Consider the following 18,627-nt stretch of genomic DNA (forward strand, 5'->3'; position numbering starts at 1 on the left):
GAGGAAAGGACATCAACCGAGACTCCGTTAGTAGTGGCGAGCGAACGCGGACCAGGCCAGTGGCCTCTTTGTAAGAACGGGAAGGATATGGAAATATCCGCCATAGTGGGTGATAGCCCCGTACCGGTAGAAAGCATTGAGGTCCTCGAGTAAGGCGGAACACGTGAAATTCTGTCTGAACATGGGTAGACCACTATCCAAGCCTAAGTACTCGTGCACGACCGATAGCGAACAAGTACCGTGAGGGAAAGGTGAAAAGCACCCCGACGAGGGGAGTGAAATAGTTCCTGAAACTGGATGCATACAAACAGTAGGAGCCCGCAAGGGTGACTGCGTACCTCTTGTATAATGGGTCATCGACTTAGTCTGACTAGCAAGCTTAAGCCGTTAGGTGTAGGCGTAGCGAAAGCGAGTCTGAATAGGGCGTTAAGTTAGTCGGATTAGACCCGAAACCGAGTGATCTAGGTATGAGCAGGTTGAAGGTAAGGTAACACTTACTGGAGGACCGAACCCACGTCTGTTGAAAAAGACGGGGATGACTTGTTCCTAGGGGTGAAAGGCCAATCAAACTCGGAAATAGCTGGTTCTCCGCGAAAGATATTTAGGTATCGCCTCGAGCGAATACTGTGGGGGGTAGAGCACTGGATGGGCTAGGGGATCTCACCGATTTACCAAACCTAACCAAACTCCGAATACCCACAAGTACTACTCGGGAGACAGACGGCGGGTGCTAAGGTCCGTCGTCAAAAGGGAAACAGCCCTAACCTACAGCTAAGGTCCCCAAGTGATAGTTAAGTGGGAAAGCATGTGGGATTGCTTAGACAACCAGGAGGTTGGCTTAGAAGCAGCCATCCTTTAAAGATAGCGTAACAGCTCACTGGTCAAGCGATCCTGCGGCGAAGATGTACCGGGTCTAAAACTATCCACCGAAGCTTAGGGTTTACACTTATGTGTAAGCGGTAGCGGAGCGTTCCGTAAGCCTGCGAAGGGATACCTGTGAGGGGTCCTGGAGGTATCGGAAGTGCGAATGATGACATGAGTAGCGATAAAAAGTGTGAGAGACACTTTCGCCGAAAGTCCAAGGGTTCCTGCGCAATGCTAATCAGCGCAGGGTTAGTCGGCCCCTAAGTCGAGGCAGAAATGCGTAGACGATGGGAATCACGTTAATATTCGTGAACCAGGTGGTAGTGACGGATCGCGCAGGTTCGTATCCCCTTATTGGATTGGGGGTGCGATGAGCCGGTTCCAGGAAATAGCTCCACCAATATTGACCGTACCCTAAACCGACACAGGTGGACTGGTAGAGTATACCAAGGCGCTTGAGAGAACTATACTGAAGGAACTCGGCAAATTGCATGCGTAACTTCGGGATAAGCATGACTTCTATGAGGGCAACCTTATAGGAGTGGCACAAAAGAGGGGGTGGCGACTGTTTACTAAAAACACAGGGCTCTGCGAAGTTGCAAAACGACGTATAGGGTCTGACGCCTGCCCGGTGCCGGAAGGTTAAAAGGAGAGGTGAAAGCTTTGAATTGAAGCCCCGGTAAACGGCGGCCGTAACTATAACGGTCCTAAGGTAGCGAAATTCCTTGTCGGGTAAGTTCCGACCTGCACGAATGGCGTAACGACTTCCCCACTGTCTCCAGTATAGACTCAGCGAAATTGAATTCCCCGTGAAGATGCGGGGTTCCTGCGGTCAGACGGAAAGACCCCATGCACCTTTACTATAGCTTTACGCTGGCATTTGTGTCGGCATGTGCAGGATAGGTGGTAGGCTTTGAAGCAAGGACGCTAGTTCGTGTGGAGCCGCAAGATGAGATACCACCCTTATCGTCATAGATGTCTAACCGCGGCATAACAGTGTCCGGGACAGCGTATGGTGGGTAGTTTGACTGGGGCGGTCGCCTCCCAAAGAGTAACGGAGGCGCGCGATGGTGGGCTCAGACCGGTCGGAAATCGGTCGCTGAGTGCAATGGCATAAGCCTGCCTGACTGCGAGACTGACAAGTCGAGCAGAGACGAAAGTCGGTCATAGTGATCCGGTGGTCCCGCGTGGAAGGGCCATCGCTCAACGAATAAAAGGTACGCTGGGGATAACAGGCTGATAATGCCCAAGAGTCCATATCGACGGCATTGTTTGGCACCTCGATGTCGGCTCATCACATCCTGGGGCTGGAGCAGGTCCCAAGGGTATGGCTGTTCGCCATTTAAAGTGGTACGTGAGCTGGGTTTAGAACGTCGTGAGACAGTTCGGTCCCTATCTGCCGTGGGTGTAGGAATATTGAGAAGAGCTGACCCTAGTACGAGAGGACCGGGTTGGACGAATCTCTGGTGGACCTGTTGTGGCGCCAGCCGCATTGCAGGGTAGCTAAATTCGGACGGGATAACTGCTGAAAGCATCTAAGCAGGAAGCCTCCTTCAAAACTAGTATTCCCTTGAGAGCCGTGGAAGACCACCACGTCGATAGGCCGGGTGTGGAAGCGTAGCAATATGTGAAGCTTACCGGTACTAATAGCTCGATTGGCTTGATCGTTCTCATTAATCTATGTCCGCATAGATTGTGAATGATCGGCTCAGATAATACACCAGACCAACACGCCTTGCATGGGCGCGTTGTTGGTCCTAAAACCAAAAAACCAGAATTCACTCATACGTTTTTCGCTGACCTTGTGGTTCTTGCGAGGAGCCCAAGACCCGATCCCATCCCGAACTCGACCGTCAAATTCCTCCGCGCCAATGGTACTAAGTCTTAAGGCTTGGGAGAGTAGGTCGCTGCAAGGTCTGCCAAAAACGTATGATCTCATTACAATGTCGAAACAGAATACTAAAAAGCCCACCCGGGAAACCGGGTGGGCTTTTTGCGTTCCAAAAGCCAAATCACAGTAAACCGCAAGGCCCCACCCCCCGCCAGACCCCGTGACGTTGCCCCCAACTTCTATCCAGCGTGAAGTAGACTCGGGCGGTTAGTTTGGTCGATCTGGCCGGGGTGAGCGACGGGGGCTGGCGCGGAGCTGGTCATTGAGCGGAGCGGCAGATCCCGTCGCGGGTTGAAGGTGTCGGCGTATTCGGCAGGCGTCATCCAACCCAGCCGCGAGTGCGGCCGGTGCAGATTGTAATCGGCGCGCCAAGACGCCACGGTGGCCCGGACGTGAGCAAGCGATGGGAACAGGGTCTCGTTGAGCAGTTCGTCCCGCAGCCGGCCGTTAAAGCTCTCGATGAAGGCATTCTGGATCGGCTTGCCAGGGGCAATGTAGTGCCAGTCGATCCCCATCCGGTCAGCGAAGCCCAGGATGGCATTGGACGTGAACTCAGTCCCATTGTCGCTGACGATCATCTTGGGGCGTCCTCGAGTAGCCATCAGCGTCTCCAGCTCTCTGGCAACGCGCAGACCAGACAGCGAGGTGTCGGCAACCAAGGTCAGGCATTCGCGTGTGCAGTCATCGACCACTGTCAGCACCCGGAAGCGCCGACCGTCGGTCATCTGGTCGGAGACGAAGTCCAGGGACCAGCGTTCGTTGGGCGCCATTGGGATCAGCATCGGCGCCCTGGTGCCCATGGCACGCTTGCGGCCGCCTCGACGGCGCACCATCAGCTTCTCCTCGCGATAGATCCGGAACAGGCGCTTGTGATTGACCTGATACCCTTCCCGCCGCAGCAGGACGTGCAGCCGCCGATAGCCAAACCGTCGCCGCTCATGGGCAATGGCCTTCATCCGGTCGCGCAGCACGATGTCATCGGTTCGCAGCGCCTGGTAGCGCATCGTCATCCGGCAACATCCCAATACTCGGCACGCCCGCCGCTCGCTCATCCCATAGGCAGTCTGGAGATGGGCGACAGCATCCCGCTCGGCGGCGGGCGCTACCATTTTTTTCCAAGAAGATCTTTCAGCGCGGCATTATCGAGCATGCTGTCGGCCAGCAGCTTCTTGAGCCGGGCGTTCTCGTCCTCAAGCGCCTTCAGTCGTCGGGCCTCGCTGACGTCCATGCCGCCATACTTGGCCTTCCATTTGTAGATGCTGGCATTGCTGACGCCATGCTTGCGGCACAGGTCGGCAACTGGAACGCCGGCCTCCTGCTCCTTCAAGATCGCAATGATCTGCTCTTCGGTGAACCTGGTTCGCTTCATCTCTGGTCCTTCTGATGGGGCCAGAGCCTACTTCAAACTGGATTAGGCGCAGGGGGCAACGTCACCCGCACTAAACCCGCGGCAACCCGATCCAGAACGTCGCTCTCGCGACCGGATTGGATCGAATTGGCCCGGCAGCGGTTGAACAGGCAGGCCAGTCCGGCGTATCCACAGGGGCGGTCGCCCACCTGGCTGCGCTGGCTGCCAACTCCTTTCTGTCTGGATCATTCTCCCATGCGCTCCTTCACCCTCTTGCCGTTGCTGATGCTGGCCCTGCTGCTGCCGAGCCTGGCCCAGGCGCAGGTGCCCTTCCTGCCCGCCACCGAGAGCACGGCCGCCAGCGGACCATCCGAAGCCAGCGATGCGGCGACAACGGATGCCAGTATCGATGCCCTGGTACGCATCCTCCAGGACGATCAGAGCCGCGCGGCCCTGATCGCGCGACTGCAGCAGGCGGAAGGCGGGGCCGACGAGGCTGCGGCAGTCGAGGCGCCGGCCGATCTGAGCATTGTGCGTCAGCTGGCCGAATATACGCGCGCCGCCGCCGAAGGCGCGTCTGCCACCATCAGGTCGCTGGGGCAGGTCTTCGTCGACCTGAAAGAGGGCCTCGGGGGCACCCGGAGCAGCGACTTCTCCACTTTTGCCGGCCTGCTGGGCGGCGTGTTCCTGACGGCAATAGGCCTGTTCGGCAGTTTCTTCGTGCTGCGGCTGCTGGCCCATTGGCTGGAGGGCCGCATGGCGGCGCGCGTGGCCTCGAAGGGCTGGCCCAGCCGGCTGGGCACGGCGCTGGTCGCCATGCTGATCGATCTGAGCATGGTCGTGCTGGCCTGGGGGATCGGCTATGCGCTGGCGCTGGCCTTTGTCGGCGACATGCCGGGCCGGATGGGCATCAACCAGTCGCTGCTGCTCAATGCGTTCCTGCTGGTGGAAATCACCAAGCTGGTGATCCGGACCATCATGGCGCCACGCCATGCGCCCCTGCGGCTGATCCCGATCGGCGATGACAATGCGGCCTATTGGTCATTCTGGCTGACCCGCATCATTTCACTGGTTGGCTATACCTTCCTGTTCGTGGCGCCGCTGCTGAGCGCCAACCTGTCGCCAGCCATTGCTGCGGCGGTGCAGGTGCTGGTGATGGCCACGGCGGTGACCATTGCCATCATCGTGGTGCTGCAGAACCGGGACGATGTCCGCCACTGGCTCGAGAGTCTTGCCGCCAAGCGCGACAATGACGGCATGGGCCTGCTGCTGCTGCTGTCGCGCCACTGGCACGTGGTGGCCATTGTCTATCTGCTGGCCCTGCTGGTGGTGTGGTTCGCCAATCCCGAGCAGGCCCTGCCCTTCATGCTGGCCGCCACGCTGCAGTCGCTGGTGGCCATCGTCATCGGCGTCGTCATCGTCAGCTTCATCGCCCGCTTTGTCAGCGCCGGCCTCAATCTGCCGGCCGATATCAGGGAGCGCCTGCCGCTGCTGGAAACGCGGCTCAAGACCTTCGTGCCCACAGTGATGCAGGTGGTGCGCTGGATGGTCATTGCCGGGGTGGTGCTGGCCATTGCCCAGGCCTGGTCGCTGTTCGACTTCGGCGGCTGGATCAGCAGCGAGGAGGGGCAGGCGGTTGCCGGCTCGGTGATCTCGGCGGCGCTGATCGTGCTGGTCTGCATGGCGCTCTATGTCGCTGTCTCGTCCTGGGTCGAATACCGGCTCAACCCCAATTTCGGCAAGACGCCGACGGCGCGGGAAAAGACGCTGCTGGGCCTGTTCCGCAATGCCTTCACCATTGCCCTGGTCATTTTCGGGCTGATGCTGGCGCTGGCGCAGATCGGGGTCAATATCGCGCCGCTGCTGGCCGGCGCCGGGGTGATCGGCCTCGCCATCGGCTTTGGCGCGCAGAAACTGGTGCAGGACATCATTACCGGCATCTTCATCCAGTTCGAAAATGTGATGAACGAGGGCGATGTGGTGGCCGTGGGCGACAAGTCGGGCGTGGTGGAAAAGCTCACTATCCGCTCGGTGACGATACGTGACCTGTCAGGCACCGTGCACCTGATACCCTTCTCTTCGGTTGATCAGGTCAGCAATATGGTGCGCGGCTTCTCCTTCCATCTGGCCGAACTGGGCGTGGCCTATGACAGCGATATTGCCGAGGTCAAGAAGGCCATGTTCGAAGCCTTCGATCGCTTGATGGAAACCGAGCACAAGGACCACATCCTTGACCACCTCGACATGCATGGGGTCACCGGCTTTGGTGATTCCGCTGTCACGGTGCGGGCGCGGATCAAGACGGTGCCGGGCGAACAATGGAGCACTGGTCGCGCCTATAACGAAATCATCAAGACCGTGTTCGAAGAGCGCGGGATCGAGATCCCCTATCCGCATATTACCTACGCGCCCAGCCGCCCCAAGGCCGACCTGGATGGGCCGCCCCCATTGCTGGCAGCGCGCGCGCCAGCCGCCAGCGCGTCGACCGGGCCAGACCTGCCGGGCCGGTCCGAATTGCCCGGCGAAGCGGGTGACGGCGACGACGTGCCAACGGGCAAGGCCTGACGTCTTCGTGAAGCCAGGAGCGGCATGGCCTTAAACCCCTCTTAATTTGGTGGGTTAATAATGTGATACGCGCCGGTTGGGTCCGTGGGCCCGACCGAGCCATTCATTGTTTGCGTATTGCGAGGCTCGTCATGTTTGTTGTCGACGGCAGCACAGTTCCGTTTTATCGCCGCCTGTCGGCTTTGGCCCTTGCCGGCCTGCTCTGTCTTGGCACGGCGCTGCCGGCCGCGGCCAATAGCGCCGATTTCGTCAGGGCGCTCTGGCCCGATGCGGCGGCGCGCGGGGTCAACCGTTCCGCCTATGACGCAGCCTTTGCCAATTACAGCTATCAGCCCAAGGTGATGGAGCTGACCGGCAAGCAGCCCGAATTCCGCCAGACGGTGCAGCAATATCTGGACAAGCGCATTACCAATGGCCAGGCCGCCAAGGGCCAGGCCATGCGCCAGGAATGGCGGCAGACCCTGAGCGGGGCGCAGCAGCGCTGGGGCGTGCAGCCGGAGATCGTGCTGGCGATCTGGGGCATGGAAACCAATTTCGGCGGCTTCATGGGTGGTGAGAATACCATCCATGCCCTGGCAACGCTGACCGAGGGCGGCTATCGGGCCAGCTTTTTCCGCGAGGAACTGCTGACGGCGCTGCGCATCGTCAGCGACGGTCATGTGAGCCCGGACAAGATGACAGGATCCTGGGCCGGTGCCATGGGGCATACCCAGTTCATGCCGACCAGCTTCATGCGCTATGCGGTCGATTACAATGGCGACGGGCGCAAGGATATCTGGAACTCGGTGCAGGATGCGCTGGGGTCGACGGCCAATTACCTCAACAATTTCAAATGGCGCCCCGGCGAGACCTGGGGCTATGAGGTGCGGCTGCCGCAGGGCTTTGATTTTGCCGCGGCCCGACAGGCGGAGCGTGCGCCGCTCAGCCAGTGGCAGGCCATGGGCATAACGCGAGTCTCGGGCAAGGCCTTTCCGCGCCAGAGCGATGTGGGGCGTCTCTATCTGCCGGCCGGCGCCAGCGGACCGGCATTCCTGCTATTGCCCAATTTTGATGTTATCAAGCGCTACAACAATTCGGACAGCTATGCCCTGGCCGTCGGCCACCTGGCCGACCGGATCATTGGCGGCGGCGAATTTGCCACGCCCTGGCCGGCCGGCGACTATGCGCTGACAGCAGCTCAGCGGACCCAGCTGCAGACGCTGCTGGCGCGGGCAGGTTATGACGTCGGCACGCCCGATGGCGTGGTCGGGCCCAAGACGCAGGCCGCCGTGCTGGCCTATCAGAACCGGGCCGGCCTGCCGGCTGACGGATATGTGTCCGGGCTGCTGCTCGAAAGGCTGCAGCGCTGAGCTGGGGTTAACTTTTCGGTAACGAATTAGGGACAATCTGAGGTCGCTTAAGTAGAGGGCAGGCCAGTTTCAGCAATTGAGACGCCTGCCCTCGCCCATTCCGGCACCGCCATACAAAGTCCGGTTTTGTCCGCTAGCAAACTCCTTTATCCGTTTGAAGCCATAGATCCATGCTCCGTCCAATGATGAATTCGCGCCTTGTGTTGCTGGCGCTTATGCTGATGCTCGCCTTTGCGCCCGCCCAGAGCTTTGCCCTGTCGGTGATGGATCCGTTCAATCTGCCGGCAGCCATGGATGGCGGCACGATCAAGGCCGGAGACGGCGTGGCCTATGCCGACGGCCCCCGCCACAAGCTGGATGTCTATGCACCCGAAGCGCGGGGCAGCCTGGCGCCGGTGGTGTTCTTCATCTATGGCGGCGGCTGGAACCGGGGCGAGCGCAGCGACTACCAGTTTGTCGGCCGGGCCCTCGCGGCACGCGGCTTTGTGGTGGTTATCGCCGACTACCGGCTGGTGCCCGAGGTGCAATATCCCGGATTTCTGGAAGACAGCGCCAAGGCGCTCAAATGGGTGCAGGACAATATTGCCAGTTATGGCGGCGATACCAGCCGCCTGTTCCTGGCCGGGCACTCGGCCGGGGCCTACAATGCCACCATGCTGGCGCTCGATCCGTCCTTCCTGCGCGATTACGGCGTGACGATGAACATCCTGGCCGTGGCGGCCCTGTCGGGTCCCTATGACTTCTATCCGTTCGAATATGGCGAGGTGCAGAATGCCTTCGGGGCGGCGCCCAATCCGGAGGGAACGCAGCCGATCAACCTGGTCACCAGCGGGACGCCACCGATGTATCTGGCCACCGGCACGACCGATCCGATCGTGCGGATGCAGAATACCGAGCGCTTCGCGCAAAAGCTCAAGGATAGCGGCGTCTGGGTAACGACGCGCTATTATGAGGGCTTCGGGCATATGGAGCCGGTCATAGCCATGGGCTCGCTCTGGCGCTGGCGCATGCCGGTGCTCGAGGACATGGTGGCATTTTTCCAGATGTTCGGGGCGTTTCCGAGCGGGGTGCCCTATGTGGCGGTAGCCCCCAATCCCCCCGAGCAACTGCCGGAGGCCATCGCGCCGATGGACCAGATCGTCAACGAACTCAATGCGATGTTCCAGCCCATCGAGAACTGACGCCAAGCCTGGAATCGCGCTAACCTCGCCACATGAACATGCATCTGCGATATGCCGGTGCCGCGCCGGAAAGCCAGCGTCAGGCGCTGGCGGCGATCATCCGCGACCAGCCCATGCTGATGGTGGTGCTGGAACAACTACGTGACATGGCGCTGCCCGATCATCTGCTGGTGGCGGGTGCGATCTACAACAGCGTCTGGAATGCGCTGACCGGTCGCGCTGCCCTTACCGGGATCAACGATATCGACGTCATCTATTTCGATGACCGCGATCTGGGATGGGATGCTGAAGATCGCGTGATCAAGGCCCTGGAGGCGCGCTTTGCCGGCTTGCCGATACCGGTGCAGGCGCGCAACCAGGCGCGGGTGCATCTGTGGTTCGAGCAGAAGTTCGGCATCCCGTTCCTCCCCTTAAGATCGTCAGCCGAGATGCTGGGGCGCTATGCGTCCAAGACGCATGCCGTCGGTGCCAGGCTGAACGATGCAGGCGGACTGGAGATCGTGGCGCCGTTCGGGCTCGACGACCTGTTCTCGTTCCGCATGGTGCCCAATCCGGTGCTGGACAACCGGGTTGCCCATGCCAGCAAGGCGGAGCGGGCCAAGGCGATCTGGCCCGAACTCACCATCATTGCCTGGCCAGACGACTGACTGGCTAAAGCGCCTCTATTTCTACCGAGGCGGCGGAGCGACGCGAAGGGCCATGAAACACAGCCTCGATATTGTTGCCGTCCGGATCGAGCATGAAGGCGCCGTAATAGCCCGGATGGTAGTCGCGTTCGCCGGGCGCACCATTATCGATGCCGCCGCCAGCGAGCGCGGCGGCGTGGACGGCGTTGACCGTGGCGCGGTCGCGGGCCTGGAAGGCCAGATGGAGATGGGTTTGCGGGGTGTCTGCCTCCGCTGCCTCGACAAACAGCTCATCTGCCTGGAACCAGTTGTCGCCGGAAAAGGCGATGTCGATACCCAGCACGTCAAGAATGGCTGCATAGAAGGCGCGGCTCGCGGCAAAATCGCGGGTGCGCAGGTGGACGTGGTCGATCAATCGGCCGGTATGGAATGTCATCACGGACTCCTTTTCTCGCCTGGCAGAAACGCGCGGGGCTATGCCCGGGTTGCCGCGACGTGCAGGGCGCCTGTGGGGCGCTCAGGCAGGCAAAAAGAAACCGCCCGGCGAACCGGGCGGTCTGGCATTCCGATGGTGGGTATTACTCGGCCTGATCGGCGGAGGCCGAGTTGAGCTGGCCGTACTTTTCGACGCCAATCTTGTCGAGCAGCTCAAGCTGGGTCTCGAGAAAGTCGATATGGCCTTCTTCGTCGGTCAGCAGGGCTTCAAACAGGTTCTTGGAAACATAGTCGCCCAGTTCCTCGCACAGCTCGCGGCTGGCCTTGTAGGCGGCGCGGGCTTCGTACTCGCCAGCCAGATCGGCCTCGAGCACTTCCTTGATGGACTGACCGATGCGCAGCGGCGCGACGCGCTGCAGGTTGGGATGGCCTTCCAGAAAGATGATCCGCTCGATCAGACGATCGGCGTGGTGCATCTCTTCGATGGATTCGGCGCGTTCCTTGGTCGCCAGCTTCTTGAAACCCCAATCGTCCAGAAGACGGAAGTGGACCCAGTACTGGTTGACCGCCCCGAGTTCGAGAAAGAGGGCTTCGTTAAGCCGCTCGATGACTTTTGCTTCGCCTTTCACGACGTACTCCGCTTCCTTGCTGCTTGAGTTTTTCCAGCCCGGACTGCAGGGAAACGAGTTCGCTAGAGGGTAGGGCTTGCTGCATGTGGTGGTTTTCGGTGACCCGAACAATTATGTCTACCACATTCGGCACGCAGCCACCACACTTGGCGCGGCGGTCGAGTTCTTTGTACACCTTGGCCGGCACGACGAGCTGCCACGGATCGGCGCGCAGCAGATCAAGGACGATATCCTCGATCTCCTTGGACGTGATCATATTGCACTGGCAGATGAGCATTGCGCGGCCATGTTGAAGGCATAACGGACCGGTGCATAAAGCGTGGACTATAGCTGATTGTCAATGTCAGATTAGCTGTGCCACGAGGCCTCGTTGGATTTTCCGCGTCCCTCGAGCCAGTCGAGCAGGTGGTCGGCGGGCATAGGCCGCGCCATGAAATAGCCCTGGCCCTCCTCGCAGCCCAGCTCCCGCAGCCGGGCATAGGCGTGATCGGATTCGATGCCCTCGGCGCAGACGCGAAAGCCCAGGCCTTGCGCGATCGAGACAATGTGACACAGCAGGAAGTCGTCATCGCCGGAGGCCTTGAGAGGACGCACGAAGGACTGGTCGATCTTGATCACGTCGGCCGGGATGTGGGCGATATAGGAGAGGTTGGAATAGCCCGAGCCGAAATCGTCCAGGGCAATGGCGACGCCGGCTTCGCGCAGGCTGCTCAACTGGGCGACGGCGCGCGCCGAATTGGTGGCCAGGGTGCCCTCGGTGAATTCAAGTTCAATGTGGTGCGGCGCCAGCCCGGCAGAATGGCACCGATGCAGCAGCGTCTCGACGAAGCCGGCCTCGGACAGGTTGACCGGGGAGGCGTTGATCGACATGCGCAGGGCATGGCCGGCATCGAGGAAGCGCCGGTTCTGCGCCAGGGCGTGATCGATGACCCATTCGGTCAGCGGGTTGATGAGCGCCGTCTGCTCGGCCAGCGGAATGAATTCGGCCGGGGAAATCGCTCCCAGCTCGGGGTGATTCCAGCGCAGCAGCGCTTCGGCGCCGTGGCACTGGCCCGTGCCCAGGGCAATGCGCGGCTGATAGTGTAGCGCCAACTGATCACGGGCGGCCATGGCGCGCGGCAGATCGGCCAGCAGGCGGAAGGCGCGCAGATGGGCGGCATCGGACTTGTGATCATAAAAGGCAATGCCGCCGGGTGCGTTGCGGCTGTCCTGTGCCGCCACGAGGGCCGCGCGCAGCGATTCGGCGGCGCCGCGTCCCGCGTCGAGCGGCAGCAGGCCGACGCCGACATCAGTCTTGATCGGAATGGCGTTGACCGAGAGCGGGCCGGCAAAGGCGGCAGCGATGCGCCGGGCGGCGGCGGGCGCGATGTCGATGGTGTCGACGGTGAGCACCACGACAAAGCTGAGCACGCTGACATGATAGATGGTGAGGTCGGCAGGCAATTGGGCTGCCAGCAGGTCGACGCCGGTGCGCAAGAAGTCTTCAGAAAAGGCCATCCCCAGGGCCCGCAGGATCTCATTGTAGTGCTTGGCATCGGCCAGGGTGACCAGTACCAGCATGGTGGGCTGGTCAGCGCGGGCGAGGACATCGAAGTGATCGATGAACTGCAGCCGGTTTGGCAGCCGGCTGACGTGATCATAGCGGCCGAGCTGGGTCAGGAATTCGGCATTGAGACGCGCGCGCGTTGCAACCGGGGCCGGAGTCATGACGTTGGCGATCGGTCGGGTTCGCTGCTTCACGCGAGGATCCTGTTGTGGCTCGCGCCGGACGATGTGCCGTCACTATGCCGCCAAGTGCCTTAAGTCTGAATGAATTCATTAGCCATAACGGCGTGGGGCGCGAAACAACAATCTGTCGTGCACCGTAACTTGGTGCAACAGCAGCGGAGCCTCCATGCCCTTCCCGATCCTGAGCATCATCAATTTCCTCAGCCCAAAGGATGCCGGCTCCCGCAAGACCGCAAAAGACATTGCCTATGGCGCGGCCGCGCGCCAGAAGCTCGATATCTATACCCCCCGCGCGGCGCCGCCGCCCGATGGCGGCTGGCCGGTGGTGTTCTTCATCTATGGCGGCTCGTGGAACGATGGCAGCAGGGCGGATTATGACTTTGTCGGCCGGGCAGTCGCGGCAATGGGCTTTGTGACGGTGATTGCCGACTATCGCCTGCTGCCCGAGGTGGAATATCCCGGTTTCCTCGACGACGGCACCGCAGCAGTGCGCTGGGTGGCGGACAATATCGCGGCCCATGGCGGGGATCCGCAGCGCATTGCCTTGATGGGGCATTCGGCCGGTGCCTATAACGCGGTCATGCTGGCGCTGGACCCTGGTCATCTGGCCAGAAGCGGCCTGCTGGGCAATATCGGCTGCGTCGTTGGCCTGTCGGGTCCCTATGATTTCTATCCGTTTGACGGCCGCATCAGCCTGCGCACCTTTGGCGCCGTTCGCGAGCCGATGGCGACCCAGCCCATCCACTTCGTCAGTCCGTCGGCGCCGCCCATGTTCCTGGCCACGGGCGGCAAGGACACCCTGGTCTATCCGCGCAACACTGTTGCACTGGCCAAGCGGCTGCGCGTGGTCGGCTGTACGGTCGTCGAGCGGCACTATGACAGTCTGGGCCATCCTGGTCCGCTGCTGGCCCTGGGCCGGCCGGGGCGGGCCATGGCGCCGCTGCTCAAAGAGCTGGGGGTGTTCCTGCATCGCCATCTGGGCGCAGCCGTGCCGGCGCTTCAACCGGCGTAGCGGCGCCCGTGGCCTTACCCTGCTGGCGGCGTGCGGCGATCACGGCGGCGGAGGCGGCGGTGCGATGGGCGGAGGAGAAGAACTCCCGATGCGCCAGGATGAGGACAGTGAGCAGGCAGGTGGCGATGGGCAGCCAATCGGACACGAACCAGGCGACCGTGGCCACCGAGAAATAATAGGCGCGGATGCCGCTGTTGAAATTGGCGGCGCCCAGCGCATTCATGCGCGTAATGGCGTCAAGCTCGGCTTCGGTCGTGCCATTGTCCTGGTCGATGGCGCCCAGCATGATGCAGAAGTGGTTGAACTGGCGCAGCGAAAGCGTAAAGGCGAAAAACGCCATGACGAACATGGTCAGCATGACCAGCAGATGCAGCTGTACGTCGAGCGGCGAATAGACCCGGTGCAGCGATAATGCATTGAGCGCGGCGATCAGCGCGGGCACCTGGCCGAAAGCGGCAAAGATCGACAGGATCAGCAATACCGCCGTCGAGGCCAGAAAGCTGACCGAGCCCATGATATTGCCCGACAGGATGGCATCGAAGGGCGAATGCCGCACCGCCGCATTGGCGACCCAGCGGCGGCGCTGCAGGTTCATGATCACCGAGAGCGACGGCCGCAGCTTTTCCACCTGCGGCACAATGATATTGTAGGCCAGGTAGCAGAGCAGCGGAAACAGCGTGGAGATGAGCGTGGTGGACAAGGGCGGCCCCGGAAAACGTGTACGCCCTTGTTTATAGCGTGATCGGTTAAAAAGGCGATTGCATCAGATCGGGCGCGGATAGCACCGATGTACGGCGTCGATCTCGGCCAGCACGTCGGGTGACAGTGTCACATCCGCCGCGCCGATGGCCAAAGCCAATTGCGCTGTGCTGGTGGCGCCAATGATCGTGGCCGTGGTGAAGGGGCGCGACAGGGTGAAGGCGATGGCCATCTGTACAGGATCCAGACCGTGCCGGGCGGCAAGAGCAAGATATTCGGCCGTGGCCGCCTGGGAATGTTCATTATAGCGCCAGAAGCCCTTCTGGTAGTCGCCGCGGCTGCCCGCCGGTACCGCGCCATTCTGGTACTTGCCCGTCAAGAGGCCGCCGGCCAGCGGCGAATAGGCCAATAGCCCGACCTGCTCATGATGGCTGAGTTCGGCCATGTCGAGATCGAACTGGCGGCGGGTAAGGTTGTACTCGTTCTGCACCGAAACCAGCCGCGGCAATCCCTTCTGCTCGGCGATCCGCAGCCACTGGGCAATGCCCCAGGCGGTTTCGTTGGAGACCCCGATATGGCCCAGCTTGCCCTGTTTGACCAGGTCGCCCAGGCCCTCCAGCATGTCCGCGATATTGTCGAGGGTATCGGCCGTATCCTGCTTGTGCGGCGCATAGGTCCAGGAGCCCTCGAAATTGTAGCTGCCGCGCGAGGCCCAGTGGATCTGGTAGAGATCGATATGGTCGGTCTGCAGGCGCTTGAGGCTGGCATCGACGGCCTGGCGGATGGTCTTGCCGCTGGCGCGGGAATTGTCGCGGATGAACTCCACCGGTCCGCCGGCAATCTTGGACGCCAGAATAAATTTGTCGCGCTTGCCGGTCTGCTTGAACCAGTTGCCGATGATTTCCTCGGTCCGGCCGGAGGTTTCGAGACTGCGCGGCACGGCGTAGATCTCGGCCGTGTCCATGAAATTGATGCCGGCCTCGAGCGCCATGTCGATCTGGGCGTGGCCTTCGGCCTGGGTATTCTGGCTGCCCCAGGTCATGGTGCCCAGGCAGATTTCAGTGACCCGCAGATCGGTGCGGCCAAGCTTGTTCAGTTTCATCGGGGGCAAAACTCGAATGCGGGGATGGGATGGCCGACACTAGCCGAACTGGGCTGGAATGGTAGGTTGCGACGACAAAAAATGGCTTTGTCAAAAAAGCGTCACGCAAGTCCGTTTGGGGGTTGAGCATTCCAGCTCTACCCCCTATATAGCCCTCACGTCGCGGCACGGGCCGCACCGATGATAGCCAATCAGGCATTGTTATCGACTTTGACGCGGGATGGAGCAGCCCGGTAGCTCGTCAGGCTCATAACCTGAAGGTCGCAGGTTCAAATCCTGCTCCCGCAACCAAAAAAGCCCAGTGAACTCATCGAGTTCGCTGGGCTTTTCCTTTTCAGGACCACTTTGTGCCCCGCCCACGCCAGGGAGGCAGAAGGCGCGCACCCAGCAGCTGAAGCGATCGCGAACTGCTGCATGCCGGAGATGGCGCAAGGCCATGCGCCGCTTTGCAAAAACGAACTGGTCTGCGGCGATTGGATACTTGTCCCCGGCGCGGCCAAAGGGTAGTTGGGGAATCTGAGGGGCACATGGCATTTCGGCGGCGCAGCATGACAAGGGAGTTCGGCACGGCATTGGCCGTGCTGGCCATCTACGTCCTGACGCTGCTCCTGCCGCTGCACCAGGCCGCCGGCCTGCAACGCGATCTGGACAGGCTGGGCTTTGAGACGCTGACCGCATGGTCGGTCTGTGCGCCCCTGGTCCAGGACGAGGATGGCAATCCCAAGACCGCCACGGTCGTCAAATGTCCCGCGACCGGCTTCGGCAAGCAGGATTTTGCCGCCGTCGCGCCGGCACCCGTGCAAATTGCCGTGCCGACGCTGGCCAGCGGCATAGCCTGGCCCGATCTCCAGCTCGCTTTCAAGCCATCAATCCCCGAGCATTTCGGACAATCGCGCGCGCCTCCAGTCGCCGTCTGAACGCTTCACGGCGGCCATCGGCCGCCTTTCAGACCTGCTCTATCGACTGGAGATCATCATGATCCGCACCGTATCTCGCCTTGCCGTTGCTCTTGCGACCCTGACGACCCTTGCCGCTCCGGCCTTCGCCCACTCCACGCTCGAAGTTCAGGAAGCCGCGATCGGCTCGAGCTACAAGGCTGTCCTCCGCGTGCCCCATGGCTGCGGCACCGAAGCCACCCATACCGTTCGCGTGCAGATTCCCGAGGGCTTCTTTGCCGTCAAGCCGATGCCCAAAGCCGGCTGGGACCTCGACATCGTCACCGGCCCCTATGAAAATACCTATCTGAACCACGGCACCGAGGTGACGGAAGGCGTCAAGGAGATCGTCTGGTCGGGCGGCAACCTGCCCAACGAGTTCTATGACGAGTTCGTCTTCCGCGGCACCTTTGCCGATACGCTCGAACCCGGCACCTTCTCCTTCCCGTCCATCCAGGAGTGCGCCAATGGCGAAGAAGCCTGGATCGACACTTCCGGTGCGGAGGATGCCGAGATGCCCGCTCCCAAGCTGGAACTGGTGCCGGCTGGCGCGAGCCATAGCCACTAAGTGACGTCGGGCGCGGGACTTGATCCCGCGCCCCTTCCACCTGTTGGATCTCGCCATGCCATCCATGACCAAACGCCTCTGCGAGCTGCTGCTGGCCGTCTTGCTGTCGCTCGCGGCGACGCATGCGGCCTTTGCCCATGCCCAGTTGCTGTCAACCAGCCCGCAGGAAAACGCCGTTGTGACATCGTCGCAGACGCAGCTTGAGCTGGTCTTCAACGAGCCTGTCAGCGCACTCGCCATCAGTCTCATAAAGCCCGATGGCGGGGCACTGGATCTGCTCGACCAGACCAGCAGCGGGCAGACAATGACCGTGCTGCTGCCAACCGGTCTTGCTGACGGCACCCATGTCTTGAGCTGGCGCGCTGTCTCGGTGGATTCCCATCCCGTTGCCGGTTCGCTGGTGTTCTCGATCGGTGCCGCCGGTGGAGCGGCCATTGCCGAACTGCCGACGTCCAGCCTTGCCACAGAGCTGGCGCTCTGGGCCGCCAAGGGTCTGCTGTTTGTGGCGCTGCTGTTTGGCGCCGGCGGGGCGATCTTTGCGCTGGCCGCGCCCTTGCCGCGACAAGGCCGTCAGCTGGCTATGATCCTGTCGGGGCTGGGCTTGGTGGTTGCCCCGCTTAGCCTAGGCCTGCAGGGCCTCGATGCGCTGGGCCTAGCGCCGGACGCGCTTGCCAGAACCCGGCCCTGGCTGGCGGGCTACTTGACCAGCTATGGCGGCACCGTCATTGCAATACTGGTGGCTTTGGCCCTGGGATGGATGACCTTGCTGTTGCCCGCCCTGCGCGCTGCCGGCTGGCTGGTCTGGGCCCTTGCCGCCATGGCGCTGGCGCTGAGTGGCCATGCCGGCGCCGCCGAGCCGCAATGGCTGACACGCAGCGCGGTCACGCTGCATTTGGCGGGCATTCTGTTCTGGGTCGGGGCGCTGCTGCCGCTGTGGTTCTGGCTGGGCCAGCATGATGACAATGCCGACCGGGCCCTGGCGCAATTCTCCCGCTTCATCCCCTTTGCTGTCGCGTCCATCATCGTCTCCGGCGTCACCCTGGCGGTCATCCAGCTCGGCGCGCCCGGTCCGGCCTGGCTCACGCCCTATGGCTTGATCCTGGCGGCCAAGCTGGCCCTGCTGGCCGTGCTGTTTACCCTAGCTCTGATCAACCGCATCAGGCTGACCGCCCCCGCCTTGGCGGGTCAGGTCGCGGCGCGCCAGCGACTGCGACAGTCGATTGCCGTCGAAATCGGCATTGTCCTGCTCATCCTGGCCCTTGTCGCAGGCTGGCGGTTTACCCCGCCGCCGCGGGCCCTGGCGCAGGTGGTGCAAGCAGCCGTCAGCAGTGCGCCGCTTTATGCCCATGCCATGGACAATGTCGCCATGGCCGACATCACCATCGTGCCGGGGCACGTCGGTCCGGTGGTGATGGACTTGTTCCTGACCGATATGGCCGGCGCGGCGCTTGAGCCGCTTGGCGTTACGGTGACCCTCAGTTCGCGCAGCCTTGGCATTGAGCCGATTGTCACCGACGCTCGACTGGTCGACGGGGCCTGGCGGATCGATCCGCTGACTATCCCGGTCGCCGGGACCTGGCTGGTCGACATCGATCTACGGCTCAGCCGCTTCAGCCTGTCGCGCCTGCAAACCGAAATTGATATTCCATCACCTTGAAACAGCAGCCTCGTCGTCGCTACCAGTGCGTTGACATC

Annotated in this window: 15 protein-coding genes, 1 tRNA gene and 2 rRNA genes (1 of these 18 running past the window's edge); 11 read left to right on the plus strand and 7 right to left on the minus strand. The window is 61.6% G+C overall.

Going from position 1 to position 18,627, the window contains the following annotated elements; all coding sequences use genetic code 11:
* Window positions 1-2,532: ribosomal RNA gene (locus GDR53_RS10785) — 23S ribosomal RNA — on the plus strand (it extends 189 nt beyond the left edge of the window).
* A 132-nt stretch (window positions 2,533-2,664) separates the two neighbouring features.
* Window positions 2,665-2,780, plus strand: a 5S ribosomal RNA gene (gene rrf / locus GDR53_RS10790).
* A 154-nt stretch (window positions 2,781-2,934) separates the two neighbouring features.
* Here the strand turns inward: rrf and GDR53_RS10795 are convergent.
* A protein-coding gene (locus GDR53_RS10795) for an IS3 family transposase (RefSeq protein ID WP_193334513.1) occupies window positions 2,935-4,124 on the minus strand; the annotation gives its coding sequence in 2 pieces (ribosomal slippage) (window positions 2,935-3,866 and window positions 3,866-4,124; 1,191 coding nt in all).
* Between the two features lie 234 nt (window positions 4,125-4,358).
* On the opposite strand from GDR53_RS10795, the gene GDR53_RS10800 reads away from it, so the two are divergent.
* The 4 genes from GDR53_RS10800 (at window position 4,359) to GDR53_RS10815 (ending at window position 9,845) form a co-directional block, all read left to right on the plus strand.
* Window positions 4,359-6,668 (plus strand): mechanosensitive ion channel domain-containing protein, encoded by a 2,310-nt coding sequence (locus tag GDR53_RS10800; protein WP_193334514.1) that lies wholly within the window; start codon window positions 4,359-4,361, stop codon window positions 6,666-6,668.
* Between the two features lie 131 nt (window positions 6,669-6,799).
* Window positions 6,800-8,017 carry a lytic murein transglycosylase gene (locus tag GDR53_RS10805; protein ID WP_193334515.1) on the plus strand — a complete coding sequence of 406 codons (1,218 nt, stop codon included), beginning with the start codon at window positions 6,800-6,802 and terminating at the stop codon, window positions 8,015-8,017.
* Window positions 8,018-8,187: 170 nt separating this feature from the next.
* Window positions 8,188-9,198: an alpha/beta hydrolase gene (locus GDR53_RS10810; RefSeq protein ID WP_232846601.1), complete on the plus strand. Its 1,011-nt coding sequence runs from the start codon at window positions 8,188-8,190 to the stop codon at window positions 9,196-9,198.
* A gap of 32 nt (window positions 9,199-9,230) precedes the next feature.
* On the plus strand, window positions 9,231-9,845 hold the full coding sequence (locus tag GDR53_RS10815; protein ID WP_193334516.1) for a nucleotidyltransferase family protein: 615 nt from the start codon (window positions 9,231-9,233) through the stop codon (window positions 9,843-9,845).
* A 4-nt stretch (window positions 9,846-9,849) separates the two neighbouring features.
* Here the strand turns inward: GDR53_RS10815 and GDR53_RS10820 are convergent, their stop codons facing one another.
* The 4 genes from GDR53_RS10820 to GDR53_RS10835 form a co-directional block, all read right to left on the minus strand.
* Window positions 9,850-10,260 (minus strand): VOC family protein, encoded by a 411-nt coding sequence (locus GDR53_RS10820; protein WP_193334517.1) that lies wholly within the window; start codon window positions 10,258-10,260, stop codon window positions 9,850-9,852.
* A gap of 142 nt (window positions 10,261-10,402) precedes the next feature.
* On the minus strand, window positions 10,403-10,888 hold the full coding sequence (gene bfr / locus GDR53_RS10825; protein WP_193334518.1) for a bacterioferritin: 486 nt from the start codon (window positions 10,886-10,888) through the stop codon (window positions 10,403-10,405).
* Window positions 10,854-11,165 (minus strand): (2Fe-2S)-binding protein, encoded by a 312-nt coding sequence (locus GDR53_RS10830; protein WP_193334519.1) that lies wholly within the window; start codon window positions 11,163-11,165, stop codon window positions 10,854-10,856. Before GDR53_RS10830 ends, bfr begins: the two co-directional genes overlap by 35 nt.
* 71 nt (window positions 11,166-11,236) lie before the next feature.
* Window positions 11,237-12,628 (minus strand): putative bifunctional diguanylate cyclase/phosphodiesterase, encoded by a 1,392-nt coding sequence (locus tag GDR53_RS10835; RefSeq protein WP_193334520.1) that lies wholly within the window; start codon window positions 12,626-12,628, stop codon window positions 11,237-11,239.
* A gap of 154 nt (window positions 12,629-12,782) precedes the next feature.
* Between GDR53_RS10835 and GDR53_RS10840 the strand changes: the two genes are divergently transcribed.
* Window positions 12,783-13,628, plus strand: a complete 846-nt coding sequence (locus GDR53_RS10840; protein ID WP_193334521.1) for an alpha/beta hydrolase — start codon at window positions 12,783-12,785, stop codon at window positions 13,626-13,628.
* On the opposite strand, the gene GDR53_RS10845 is transcribed toward GDR53_RS10840, so the two are convergent.
* Window positions 13,561-14,328 carry a DUF599 domain-containing protein gene (locus tag GDR53_RS10845; protein ID WP_193334522.1) on the minus strand — a complete coding sequence of 256 codons (768 nt, stop codon included), beginning with the start codon at window positions 14,326-14,328 and terminating at the stop codon, window positions 13,561-13,563. The two genes, GDR53_RS10840 and GDR53_RS10845, sit on opposite strands and share 68 nt — an antisense overlap.
* A 63-nt stretch (window positions 14,329-14,391) precedes the next feature.
* On the minus strand, window positions 14,392-15,429 hold the full coding sequence (locus tag GDR53_RS10850) for an aldo/keto reductase (RefSeq protein ID WP_193334523.1): 1,038 nt from the start codon (window positions 15,427-15,429) through the stop codon (window positions 14,392-14,394).
* Between the two features lie 214 nt (window positions 15,430-15,643).
* Here GDR53_RS10850 and GDR53_RS10855 point away from each other — a divergent pair.
* From GDR53_RS10855 to GDR53_RS10870, 4 genes are all read left to right on the plus strand, one after another.
* Window positions 15,644-15,720, plus strand: a tRNA-Met gene (locus GDR53_RS10855).
* A 257-nt stretch (window positions 15,721-15,977) separates the two neighbouring features.
* Window positions 15,978-16,346: a hypothetical protein gene (locus GDR53_RS10860; protein ID WP_210321317.1), complete on the plus strand. Its 369-nt coding sequence runs from the start codon at window positions 15,978-15,980 to the stop codon at window positions 16,344-16,346.
* A 58-nt stretch (window positions 16,347-16,404) separates the two neighbouring features.
* Window positions 16,405-16,932, plus strand: coding sequence for a YcnI family copper-binding membrane protein (locus GDR53_RS10865; protein ID WP_193334525.1), 528 nt, complete (start codon window positions 16,405-16,407; stop codon window positions 16,930-16,932).
* 55 nt (window positions 16,933-16,987) lie between these two features.
* On the plus strand, window positions 16,988-18,589 hold the full coding sequence (locus GDR53_RS10870) for a copper resistance CopC/CopD family protein (protein ID WP_193334526.1): 1,602 nt from the start codon (window positions 16,988-16,990) through the stop codon (window positions 18,587-18,589).
* Window positions 18,590-18,627: the final 38 nt, after the last annotated feature.

Source organism: Devosia beringensis (genome assembly GCF_014926585.1).
GTDB lineage: Bacteria > Pseudomonadota > Alphaproteobacteria > Rhizobiales > Devosiaceae > Devosia > Devosia beringensis.